10 protein-coding genes and 1 pseudogene are annotated in these 11159 nt (G+C 59.1%); 5 read left to right on the top strand and 6 right to left on the bottom strand.

From position 1 onward, the window contains the following. Positions 1–196: pseudogene (locus ADIMK_RS01075) on the bottom strand (ABC transporter substrate-binding protein); the annotation flags it as partial. A gap of 226 nt (positions 197–422) precedes the next feature. Beyond that, entirely contained in the window at positions 423–1475 is a 1053-nt protein-coding gene (locus ADIMK_RS01070) for a LacI family DNA-binding transcriptional regulator (RefSeq protein ID WP_051692272.1), read from the bottom strand. 186 nt (positions 1476–1661) lie between these two features. Between ADIMK_RS01070 and ADIMK_RS01065 the strand changes: the two genes are divergently transcribed. Beyond that, the gene (locus tag ADIMK_RS01065; protein ID WP_051692270.1) at positions 1662–2996 is read left to right on the top strand and encodes a hypothetical protein; all 1335 of its coding nucleotides are present in this window, start codon (positions 1662–1664) and stop codon (positions 2994–2996) included. Here the strand turns inward: ADIMK_RS01065 and ADIMK_RS01060 are convergent. Then, positions 2993–3709 (bottom strand): GntR family transcriptional regulator, encoded by a 717-nt coding sequence (locus tag ADIMK_RS01060; RefSeq protein WP_036182552.1) that lies wholly within the window; start codon positions 3707–3709, stop codon positions 2993–2995. The genes ADIMK_RS01065 and ADIMK_RS01060 overlap by 4 nt on opposite strands. Before the next feature lie 161 nt (positions 3710–3870). Here ADIMK_RS01060 and ADIMK_RS01055 point away from each other — a divergent pair, with 161 nt between their 5' ends. The 4 genes from ADIMK_RS01055 to ADIMK_RS01040 all read left to right on the top strand — a co-directional run bounded on the left by ADIMK_RS01055 (position 3871) and on the right by ADIMK_RS01040 (position 8633). Beyond that, positions 3871–4902, top strand: coding sequence for a TRAP transporter substrate-binding protein (locus tag ADIMK_RS01055; protein WP_036182550.1), 1032 nt, complete (start codon positions 3871–3873; stop codon positions 4900–4902). Between the two features lie 121 nt (positions 4903–5023). Further along, complete coding sequence (locus ADIMK_RS01050) at positions 5024–7102, top strand: TRAP transporter large permease subunit (protein ID WP_036182548.1); 2079 nt, start codon at positions 5024–5026, stop codon at positions 7100–7102. A 28-nt stretch (positions 7103–7130) separates the two neighbouring features. Next, positions 7131–7253: a hypothetical protein gene (locus ADIMK_RS01045; protein ID WP_036182546.1), complete on the top strand. Its 123-nt coding sequence runs from the start codon at positions 7131–7133 to the stop codon at positions 7251–7253. Between the two features lie 108 nt (positions 7254–7361). After that, positions 7362–8633: a glucarate dehydratase family protein gene (locus tag ADIMK_RS01040; RefSeq protein ID WP_036182544.1), complete on the top strand. Its 1272-nt coding sequence runs from the start codon at positions 7362–7364 to the stop codon at positions 8631–8633. Positions 8634–8708: 75 nt separating this feature from the next. Here the strand turns inward: ADIMK_RS01040 and hypE are convergent, their stop codons facing one another. Genes hypE through ADIMK_RS01025 form a run of 3 tightly spaced genes read right to left on the bottom strand, consistent with a single transcriptional unit; the run spans position 8709 to position 11151 of the window. Continuing rightward, complete coding sequence (gene hypE, locus ADIMK_RS01035; protein WP_036182542.1) at positions 8709–9734, bottom strand: hydrogenase expression/formation protein HypE; 1026 nt, start codon at positions 9732–9734, stop codon at positions 8709–8711. Beyond that, complete coding sequence (gene hypD, locus ADIMK_RS01030) at positions 9731–10879, bottom strand: hydrogenase formation protein HypD (RefSeq protein ID WP_036182540.1); 1149 nt, start codon at positions 10877–10879, stop codon at positions 9731–9733. The genes hypE and hypD overlap by 4 nt, the downstream gene beginning before the upstream one ends. Beyond that, positions 10876–11151 (bottom strand): HypC/HybG/HupF family hydrogenase formation chaperone, encoded by a 276-nt coding sequence (locus ADIMK_RS01025; RefSeq protein WP_036182538.1) that lies wholly within the window; start codon positions 11149–11151, stop codon positions 10876–10878. Before ADIMK_RS01025 ends, hypD begins: the two co-directional genes overlap by 4 nt. Positions 11152–11159 lie beyond the last annotated feature (8 nt).

Genomic DNA, 11159 nt, shown 5'->3' with positions numbered 1-11159 from the left:
AGTTCGCATCCAGTTTTTCGGAAAGAGCATCAGCGATAATGCTGGTTGCCTGATAGGTGTCGCCACCGGTAGACGACGAGCCAATAACAACGCGGATATTGCCTTTGATCGGACTATCGGCCGCCTGCGCCTGCATAGAGGTCGCCATGGTTAGGGTACAGAGGGCAACACCGACTCCGGAGAGGATCTTTTTCATCTGTCGTTCCTATTTATTGTTATCAAAGGTTGGCTTTACGCGCCCGGCTTTGACTCATACCCCTGTCTGAGCTGTGCACCGAGGCGATTGACAACTTGATAATACATCATACAAATGATTGCGCAACCATAATTATGATAGCGCAATCATTTTCATTCGGACCAAAATTCAACTGAACGCGAACTCACGTGAATAACCTTAGGTGCTTGAATGAAGCGGAGCAAACTCAGGTGCTTTCACGATCGACGATCGTAAAGCCGGTATCGATTCTCAGCGGCGCGATCTCCGCGTCTGGGTTTTTAAAGCGCTCCAACAGCGCCTGCGCGATCTGCCCCCCCACTCTGTCGCCATCCAAGCGCACGCTCGACAGCGAGGGATAGACCTGGCTGGCATTACTGAGTTCGCCGAACCCCATCACCGCCAGATCCTTCGGCACCGTCCAGCCTCGGGATGCCGCTTCTGCCAACACCCCCTGCGCGACAGTATCCGAACTGCAGACGACCACCTCCGGCCGGTGACCTGCATCCAAAAGCTCGCACACCTTCTCCCGGCCGGCATTGAGCGAGGATGGCGGCGGTATAAACGCCGTGGGTACATCGTCGATGCCCAGGTGGTGCAGCTCATCCAGCAGCGCATGGTAGCGCCGCATACCGCGCGCATCCTCGGCGGTCACCACGGCAAATCTTCGATATCCCTTGGCGTAAAGATGCCGGGCCACCTCCCGTCCCACCTGCTCATGGGAAAAACCCACCAGCATATCGATGGGATCGTCGCAGAGATCCCAGGCCTCGACCACCGGAATGCCCGAGGCGATCAAACGCCTTCGCATCAGCTCGCTGTGCTGCGTACCGGTCAGCACTATACCGTCGGGCCGGCGCCCGAGAATCGTATTGAACAGCGTCTCCTCCGTCTCTTTCTGGTAGCCGGTGAGACCCAGAATCGCCTGGTAACCGGCGCGGCTGAGCTCATCCATCAACGCCTGCACCATCTCGGCAAAGATCGGGTGCGCGATGGTCGGCACGAAGATCGCCACCAGCTTACTCTGCCGGCTGGCCAACCCTCCGGCCAGCATGTTCGGAATATAACCCACCTGTTCGACCGCCCGGCGCACTTTCTCCCGTGCCTTTTCCGATACCTGGTCCGGTCTATTCAAGGCGCGGGAGACGGTGATAGGCGATACACCTGCGACTTTGGCCACATCGATCAGCGTAGCGCCCGAGGCCTGGTTACGCCGAGCACTGGGCATATCCTTGTTGAACTTATTTTTGCTTTCAGACATCCCGCTACCGTCAATAGATTAATCTTTCGCAACCTATACCTGTGAATTGCACCAGTGAATTGCACCGGTTGATCGCAGCTGCGAATTGCACCTGACACCTGGTTCAGGATAAGTTGTATGACTTTTCACCGCACGTTGACAAGCCCTACGACATCTTCGCGTCAATCCGCTTTAGCAGGAACCTTAATGGACACAGCCGCCACACCCGCCCCACAAACGATAATCAGGTCTGCCCTTACCGGTTGGATACTGCTGTCGATGCTGCCTTTGAGCCTGCTGGCGACGCTGACCGATCTCCTGCCGGGCTATGTTGCGGGTATCCCGGTGTGGTTCACAGCTTTGATTCTGCTGCGAAAACAAAAACGCAATCAGATCGTGCAAAGTGGCATTCTGCTGACCACCGGCGCCATCGGTTTGCTGGCCGCCTTTTGGCTCGACGGTAGTACCCGTTACCTGTTCAAGGCGCTGGAAGCTAATCACATGATCATCGCCATGTTGATCGGCGTGAGCTTTCTGCGCCTGGTGACGCTCGGCGAATTGAGTCAGGAGGAGCGTCTACCCTCCGGCCGCAATGCACTCTGGGGCACGCTTTTCGGCGGTCATATTATCGGCGCCGTGATCAATATCTCGTCGGTGATGATCCTGGGTGACCGGCTCAGCGCCCACCGACCGCTGACATCCCTACAGGCGCTGACCCTGCTGCGCTCCTTCAGCACCTGCGCGGCCTGGTCGCCGTTCTTTGCTGCCATGGGCGTAGTGCTGCTGAGCGCCCCTGGGTCAAACCTGGTGGTGATGATGCTGTCTGGCTTGCCGTTCGCCTTTCTCGCTATGCTGTTCAGCGCCGTACAGATCGCCCGGCACCCCGAGTCCGCGACGACTCGAGGCTATCCCATGCACTTCAAGGCGCTATGGCCGCCGGTGGTTCTGGCGATGCTGGTGATGATCGCCCATAAACTCTGGCCCAATGTCTCGGTATTGACGCTGGTAACCGTGATCGCGCTGCTGTTTTCCCTGGTCTGGCTGCCCCTGCGCTACCAAGGGGACTCCGGGGAAAAACTGAAAGGGCATATTCACGAAGGCCTGCCGCGTATGAGCAGCGAGGTCCTTCTGTTTCTGTCCGCCGCGGTGCTCGCGTCCGGTGTCGGTGCGCTACTGCTGGCGCTCGATATACAGCTGGCACCTACGCACTTCGGTCCGCTGGAAGCCTGTGTCACAGTCGCCGCTCTGGTCGGACTTGCCTTCATAGGCATGCACCCGGTCACCAGCGCAGTGCTGGCCGGCAGCATTTTGATGCCCAGTGTCGAGGATCCCAATCTGTTGGGCATCGCCCTGCTTTTGGGCTGGTCGTTGGGTGTGGGGCTCTCACCTTTTTCCGGCGTCCAGATCAGTCTGCAGTCACGTTACGGCATCAGCGCACGCACCCTGCTGAGGTTCAACCGATACTACGGCCTGGCAGCGTTCGCGATCGCCTTCGCTACCCTCTGGATCTACGGTCTGTTGAATCCGGCCACACTGGCCTAATCGGTGAAAAAGTCGGGGTAGGCTTGGCGAAGGGTGCCGATCCGCGCGATCGTACCCTGCAGATGTTCACGCATAACCTCCATCGCCTGCTGAGGATCGCCACTGGCGATGCTGTCCACTATGTGGCGATGCACCTCGATCACATTGCGGGTTTTTCCTTCGCTGGGCAGGTCCAGACGCCTCACCCTCGCCATATGGCCCAACATGGAACGCGATAACGTAAACAGCGGAAGCTGATCCACGGCCTTGAACAGGATTTCGTGGAAAAGCTCATCCAGCTTGCTGAACGTGGCAATCTGCTCCGGATCGGCCGCACACTGCTCCTGCAGATCGATAATGGCGTGCAGCTTTGTGATCAGTGCCGCATCGTGTTCCAGTGCTAACCTGCGCACCACCTCACATTCAAGCGCTTCACGCAGAAAATGGCTCTGTTTGAGGCGACTGACCTCTATCCGCGTGACAATGGTACGCGACTGCGGGTAAATCTTAACCAACCCCAACTGCTCCAGTCGCAACAGCGCCTCCCGGACCGGCGTCAGGCTGACATCGTAGTCACTGCACAACTCGCCCCGGGTCAATGTGGTATCCGGAGGCAGCTCTAGATCAACGATACGTCTATGCAGATCATCGTAGACCCGGTCGACAGCTGAACGCGAGCGGTCGGATACCAGACTGCTCTGCTGCAGCAACTGCGTAACGTCGACAGGTTTCATCTATCCAGAACTCCCTTAACCGCGGGCACTTGGCTGTTCCGCTCATTAGCTTGGCTGACAAAGTATAAAATACGCTTGCGAATCTCAACTGATATATTAGTATTTCAGACAGCTGATCGCCATGAGCAACATCCACTCCAACGATAAGAAAGGAAAAACTAATGACTGTTCGCCGATTCCTGAACACCTCACTGGCCCTGACCACCGCCTGTGCATTGACGCTGAGCGCTACAGCCGAGGCACGCACGCTGAAAGTGCAGACCAGCTTCAACGCCAGCCATATCAGCCTGAACCTGCTGAACGAGAAATGGGTGCCCAAGCTGAAAGAGATGACCAACGGCTCTATCGACCTGATGTTGCTGCCGGTGAAATCGGTGGTGCCGCACCGGGACACCCCGGAAGCGGTTGCCATGGGCATCCTCGACGGCGATCTCACCGCAACCAGCTACTTCTCCGGCATTGACCCGGCGTTTGCGCTGATGGGTGACCTGACCGCTGGCTACACCGATCCGGCCCAGATTCAGGAGTTCTGCATGCAGGGCGGCGGCAAGGAGATGCTGCAGAAGCTGTTCGACAAGTACCAGCCCGGCATTCATGTCATCGGCTGCAGTTCGGAGAAGAGCGAGGCCTTCGTCTCCAAGGTACCGATCAACGGTGTTGGCGATCTGACCGGTCTGAAAATTCGCACCCCTGAAGGCTTGGCCGCTGATGTTTTCAAACGTGCCGGCGCCTCCCCGGTGTCCCTGCCAGGATCAGAGGTCTACACCGCACTGGAGAAAAACGTCATCGATGCCGCGGACAGCTCCGCCTACGCCAACAACGACGCCAGCGGCATGCATAAGGTCGCGAAATACCCGCTCTACCCCGGCATCCACTCCATCCCGTTTATGCAGTTCACCATATCGGACCTGACCTGGAACAAGCTCTCCGACAGTGAAAAAACCGCGCTGAACCAATGGTTCACCGCCGCCTACGACGACCTGCGTCAATACATGGATGCCAAGGACAAGGAGCTGGTAGCACGCGACCGGGCCGCCGGTAAGCTGACCATCATCGACTGGCCGCAGGCTGAGCGCGACAAGTTCCGCAAGATCGCCCAGCAGTCCTGGGAAGCCTTTGCCAACGCATCGCCGCTGGCGAAAGAGGTATACGAAGCGCACATCCGGTTCATGAGCAGCAAAGGAATGCTGTAACACTTGTGCTCGGTCTGTCCGTTTGTGGCAGGCCGAGCCGATCGCGATGATCGCAGAGCGGTCTCGATCACCCGCCCCTGAAGGGACGTTGAAGCTTTTCAATTAATTCGAGGTTGTTGTGATGTCTCACGCAGAGAGCCTGTCACACGAAGAGATTCTGGAAGTCGCCGAGGACGATCCGATTCATCACTCCGAGTCGGTGTCCTACGACCGCTACACCCTGATCGATCATATCAGCCACTTTACCGGTATCGGCATTGCGATGATCTACCTGGTCGCCGCCGGCGCGACACTCTGGGAAGTGGTTGCGCGCTACGTGTTCAACGCACCCACACAGTGGGCGTTCGAGATCGTCATGGTGCTGTGCGCCGCCGCCTGGATGCTATCCTCCGGCTATATCACGCTGAAACAGCGCCATATCGGTATCACCGTTATCCATAATCTGGTTTCGCCGAAGGCACAGTGGCGTCTCGATCTATTTGCCATGATCGTCGGCATTGTCGCTTTGTTCCTGCTGCTGTCGGACGCCACCCTGCGCGCCTACCTTTCAGCAGAGCATATCGAGCGCGCTGGCAGCGCATTCAACTCGCCGATGCCGATGGTATTGAAGATACTGCTCGCCACCGGCGGCCTGCTCTATCTGGCGCAACTGACCGTCAACCTGCACCGTCATCTGCGCTCGAACACTGCTCGGTTAGCGGTCAAGATCGCCGGCGCGTTCATGCTGTTCTACTTCGTTAACGGCCTGCTCGCCACCTTGGCCGGACCCGAGTCAATGTTCGCCTCTGTGGCAGAGCATATCTCGGCACTCGGTGCGGCACTGGACCCAAGCCAGGCACTGGATATCCGCTCCTACAGCCTGGGGGCCATCTCGCTGATCATGGTGCTGATCCTGGTCGCGCTGATGATGACCGGCATGCCGCTCGGCATCGTGACGCTGATCGTATCGGTGTTGATGGCGATCGCCTTCTTCGGACCGCGCGGTCTTTACCTGGTCTCCTCCAACGCGGCGGGACTGCTCGACCACTACACCCTGGTGGCGATCCCCTTCTTCGTGTTGATGGCAACTATCCTCGAGAAGGCGGGTATAGCGGAAGACCTGTTCGACGCCATGTCGATTTTCGCCGGCAACCTGCGCGGTGGTGTGGCGGTGCAGACTGTGGTCGTCGCGGTGATTCTGGCGGCGATGTCTGGCGTCATGGGCGGCGAGATCGTCATGCTCGGCCTTGTCGCCCTGCCGCAGATGCTGCGTCTGGGCTATGACCGCAAGATGACCATCGGTCTGATCTGCGCCTCCGGTGCATTGGCGACGCTGATACCGCCGTCGATCATCATGATCGTCTACGGCCTCTCCGCCGAGGTGGGTATCGGTGACCTGTTCATGGCCGGCGCCGTGCCCGGCATCATGCTGGCGGTGTTCTATGCACTGTATGTACTGATCCGTGTGCATATCAATCCGTCGATGGCGCCTACCGCCGCCGAGGTGGAAGCGGTCACGGGTAAAAGCTCGAAACTGTCCCGTGCGCGGATGAATGCGGTGCTGCTCAGCATCCTGCTGATCGGCGGTGTTATGGGCTCCATCTACGGCGGGGTCGCCTCGATCACCGAAGCCGCGGCACTAGGAGCCTTGGGCGCCATAATCGTTGCTGCTGTGCGGCACGAGTTCAAGTGGGAGATGCTCAAGGGCGCATTGGTGGGCACCATGACCACGGTCGGCACCATTATCTGGCTGGTACTGGGCGCGGTCTCTTTCGTCGGCATCTTCAACCTGGTCGGCGGCGGCGATTTCATGCGCAGCCTGTTCATGAACCTGGGCCTGCCGGCGATCGGCGTGATTCTGGTAATGATGCTGATCCTTGTGGTGCTGGGCACCTTCATGGAATGGATCGCGATCATCCTGATCACGGTACCGGTATTCGCACCGGTGGTGATGACACTGGCACCGGAGCTCGGCCTCACCGAAGATCAGGCCAAGATCTGGTTCGGCATCCTGTTCGTGCTCAACATTCAGATCTACTTCCTGTCACCGCCCTTCGGACCGGCCTGCTTCTGGCTCAAATCGGTGGCGCCCAAGGATGTATCGCTACAGGAAATTTTCATCTCGGTGATGCCGTTCATCGGTATTCAGATTGTCGGTCTGATCCTGGTGATGATGTTCCCGCAGATCGCCCTCTGGCTTCCGGAGCTGCTCGGCAGCTAAGACAGTGCTTTGAACTAGGAGATAACCAATGATTGGTCGCGACAGTAATGACGATATCGACCTCTATGGCGCCAAGCCCTGGATCGCCGGGCTGATATTTTCCGGCGCACTTATAGCACTGATGTTCGGACTGGCCGCCGGCTTCGCCTGAACACAGTCAAAACCTGATTCCCAGCCTCGCTCCCGCTATCCGTACTCTGACCTCGGATAGACGGGTTCGGCTGGCCCGAAAGCGCTCAAAATTACCGGAGGACCTGCCATGTCCCGCATTGAATCGATCACTGTCACTCCGATCGCGTTTCGCGATCCGCCTCTACTGAACGCCTATGGCGTACATGAGGCCTGGGCCCTGCGCACTATTATCGAGGTATACACAGAAAACGGTGTTTACGGCCTGGGTGAATCCTACGGCGATGAGCAGACCATCAGCCAGCTACAGGCGGTGGCACCGGCACTGGTGGGTATGGATATCTTCAACCTGAATGCCATTCGCCACCGTATCGCCGAAGTGGTGGAGCAGCCGGACCCGCAGTCCGGCCTTGAGATCGCCCCCGGCACACTGGGCGCGACCACTGTACCGCGCATCTTCTCCGCCTTCGAGGTGGCCTGCCTGGACCTGATCGGCAAGCTCACCGGTCGTCCGGTGTGCGATCTGCTGGGCGGCAAGGTCCGCGACAGCGTCGATTACAGCGCCTACCTGTTCTACAAGTTCGAACGCCACCGCTTCACCGACGATACCTGGGTCGATAAGTGGGGCGAGGCGCTGACACCGGAGCAGATCGTTGCTCAGGCGAAAATGATGATCGACGAATACGGCTTCGGTTCAATCAAACTGAAAGCCGGCGTGTTCGAACCCGAAGCCGAGATCGAGGCGCTACGCGCCTTGAAGCAGGCCTTCCCCAACCATCCGTTGCGGATCGACCCCAACGGCGGCTGGTCGGTGGAAACCACTAAGCGCCTACTGCCGCTGTTCGAAGGAGGACTGTTGCAGTACTTGGAGGACCCGTCGCCGGGCAAGGAGGCGATGGGACAGGTCAGCGCCGCTACCGATATCCCACTGGCCACCAATATGTGTGTGATCGGCACCTTCGACCTGAAACGCGCCATCGAGCTCGACGCGGTTCAGGTGATCCTCTCCGATCACCACTACTGGGGCGGCCTGCGTGCAACCCAGGATCTGGCCGCGGTGTGCAAGATCTACGATATCGGCCTGTCGATGCATTCCAACTCCCATCTGGGCATCAGTCTGATGGCGATGACCCACGCCGCTGCAGCCATCGACAACCTGACCTACGCCTGCGACACCCACTACCCCTGGCAAGAGGAGGAGGTGATCAAGGGCGGCAAGATCAAGTTCGAGAACGGCTCCGTTCGGGTGCCCGATGCCCCCGGTCTGGGGGTGGAGCTGGATCGCGAGGCACTGGCCGTGCTGGCGGAAAACTACCGGACCTGCGGCATTCGCGCCCGTGACGATGTGAAGGAGATGCAGAAGTATCAGCCGGAGTGGAGCGGCAAGATACCCCGCTTCTGATCCACCGCCCTGTCGTTTGGCAGCGGGTGTCACTGGCCTCGCTGCCGCTTTCCGATCCGGCTCACGCCGAGCGCCTCAGCAGATCCTTGGTAGCTGCTCGCCGTTGAGCCAGTCCACCATACGGCTGCCGCCAAATACGGTTTCCATCTGTACAAAGTGGTGTGAGTCGCTGACCACACGTCCGATAATGGCCGCGTGCCGCCCCTGAGAATGAGCCCGCATCACCTCGAGCAGTTGCTCCGCTCTGTCCTGAGGGCAGATCGCAATCAATTTGCCCTCGTTGGCGACATACAAGGGGTCGAGCCCGAGAAACTCGCAGGCCGCACGCACCGGCTCGCGTACCGGAATCTGCTTCTCGAACAGTTGCATCCCGACGCCTGACTGCTTGGCCAGCTCGTTCAGCGTATTGGCAAGTCCGCCTCGTGTGGGATCGCGCATGCAGCGGATCTCCGGCACCACCTCCACCATCGCCGCCACCAGCCGGTGCAGCGACTGGGAGTCGGACTGGATATCGGCTTCGAAGCCCAGGCTTTCGCGCAGCGACAGGATGGTGACACCGTGGTCGCCTATGGTGCCGGAGAGCAGGATCGCATCACCCGGCCGCGCCTTGTCACCGGACAGGTTCAATCCCTCCGGCACCACGCCGATGCCGGTGGTATTGATGAACACACCATCGCCCTTGCCGCGCTCCACCACCTTGGTATCGCCGGTAACGATTGGCACGCCCGCCTCCTTCGACGCGTTCGCCATCGAATCGACGATCCGTTTCAGGTCAGCCAGCGGGAACCCCTCTTCGAGGATGAAGCCCACTGACAGGTAACAGGGTCGGGCACCGGACATGGCCACATCGTTGATCGTGCCGTGCACCGAGAGCGAGCCAATATCGCCGCCGGGAAAAAACAGCGGTGACACCACATGGCTATCCGTGGCCATCACCACCCTGCCCGGCGGCAGCGTAAACTGCGCCTGATCGTTGCCCTGCGCCAGCCACTCGTTGGCAAACGCATCGGCAAATAACTGCTCGATCAACTCCGCCATTGCACGCCCGCCGCTGCCGTGTACCATCTCGACACGGCCCTTGGCGATATTCAGCCGCGTCATACGTTTACCTCCTCAACAGCGATTCGACTGTCGCTGAAACGCCCGTAACTGTAATACGCCGCGCACGCCCCCTCGGAGGAGACCATGCAGGACCCCAGTGGATTATCGGGTGTACAGGGGTCGCCAAACAGTGAGCAGTCACGCGGATTTTTCACGCCACGCAGAATGGACGGGCACTCACACGCCTTATTTTCACGGCCGTGCAACTGCTCCAGCCCGAAGCGTTTTTCGGCATCGAAGGCCGCGTATGCCGGTGCAATGCACAGCGCGCTGTGGGGAATGGCCCCCAGGCCACGCCACTCGAAACTCTCACGCCGCTCAAACACCCGCTCAACCAACGCTTTTGCTTTGGCATTACCCTCGCGGGTGACCGCACGGGTGAACTCGTTCTCAACCTCACATCGCCCCTCGTTTAGCTGCCGGATCAGCATCAGTATCGCTTGAAGGACATCCAGCGGCTCGAATCCGGCAATCACCACCGGCTTCCCGTACTGTTCGGGGAAGGGTTCATACGGGGCTGAGCCTATAACCGTACTGACGTGAGCAGGTCCAATAAAGCCATCCAGCATCAACGCACCGGAGTCGGCCTCCGGCGTATTGAGGATCGCGTGCATCGCCGCTGGCGTCAGCACATGGTTGCAGAACACCGAGAAGTTGGTGAGATTCAGCTTTTTCGCCTGTTCCAGCACCAGCGCGGTGGGCGGTGTGGTGGTCTCGAAGCCGATGGCAAAGAACACCACCTGCTTGTCCGGATTCTGCTGGGCAATCGTGATAGCGTCGGCAGGCGAGTACAGCATGCGTACGTCGGTGCCTTCGGCGCGCACCTTCATCAGGCTGACGCGGCCGGAACCCGGCACCCGCAGCATATCGCCGTAGGTACAGAGAATGACGTCCGGGCGGCGCGCCAGCTCGACCGCCATATCCAGACGCCCAATGGGCAGCACGCAGACCGGACAGCCGGGGCCGTGGATCAGTTTGACGTTTGGCGGCAACAAACCCGGAATACCGTAACGGAAGATCGCGTGGGTGTGACCACCGCAAAACTCCATGAGGTTGTAAGTGCGTGCAGGATCGGCTTCCTGTCGGATCTGACCGGCGATGGCACGGGCCTTGTCACCATCTCGAAACTCGTCGACGTATTTCATGCCTTCCCCTCCATCGAGAGTTCCCCCTCTTCCAGCGCTGCATCGCGCGCCGCTTGCAGCTGCCCCAACTCCTCAAACAGCGCAAGCGTGCGGGCCGCCTCTTCAGGATCGAGTTTGTTCAAGGCATAGCCCACATGCAGGATTACGTAATCCCCGACCTTCAGATTCTCAACCAACGCGGTGTTGATCTCCTTACGCAGACCGCCGATATCCGCCAGCGCTCTCTCGTCATCAATCAACGCCTCAATCCTTACCGGGATTGCCAGACACATAGGCTTAC

The sequence above is a fragment of the Marinobacterium lacunae genome, from assembly GCF_000705555.1.
Classification (GTDB): domain Bacteria; phylum Pseudomonadota; class Gammaproteobacteria; order Pseudomonadales; family Balneatricaceae; genus Marinobacterium_D; species Marinobacterium_D lacunae.
Note: the sequence above shows the minus strand (reverse complement) of the source record. Positions and strands in the feature narration are given on the sequence as shown.

Excerpts from the sequence above, each read along its gene's own strand:
- ADIMK_RS01070 (WP_051692272.1), bottom strand. The coding sequence starts at position 1,475 with ATGTCTGAAAGCAAAAATAAGTTCAACAAGGATATGCCCAGTGCTCGG.
- ADIMK_RS01065 (WP_051692270.1), top strand. The coding sequence starts at position 1,662 with ATGGACACAGCCGCCACACCCGCCCCACAAACGATAATCAGGTCTGCC.
- ADIMK_RS01060 (WP_036182552.1), bottom strand. The coding sequence starts at position 3,709 with ATGAAACCTGTCGACGTTACGCAGTTGCTGCAGCAGAGCAGTCTGGTA.
- ADIMK_RS01055 (WP_036182550.1), top strand. The coding sequence starts at position 3,871 with ATGACTGTTCGCCGATTCCTGAACACCTCACTGGCCCTGACCACCGCC.
- ADIMK_RS01050 (WP_036182548.1), top strand. The coding sequence starts at position 5,024 with ATGTCTCACGCAGAGAGCCTGTCACACGAAGAGATTCTGGAAGTCGCC.
- ADIMK_RS01045 (WP_036182546.1), top strand. The coding sequence starts at position 7,131 with ATGATTGGTCGCGACAGTAATGACGATATCGACCTCTATGGCGCCAAG.
- ADIMK_RS01040 (WP_036182544.1), top strand. The coding sequence starts at position 7,362 with ATGTCCCGCATTGAATCGATCACTGTCACTCCGATCGCGTTTCGCGAT.
- hypE (WP_036182542.1), bottom strand. The coding sequence starts at position 9,734 with ATGACGCGGCTGAATATCGCCAAGGGCCGTGTCGAGATGGTACACGGC.
- hypD (WP_036182540.1), bottom strand. The coding sequence starts at position 10,879 with ATGAAATACGTCGACGAGTTTCGAGATGGTGACAAGGCCCGTGCCATC.
- ADIMK_RS01025 (WP_036182538.1), bottom strand. The coding sequence starts at position 11,151 with ATGTGTCTGGCAATCCCGGTAAGGATTGAGGCGTTGATTGATGACGAG.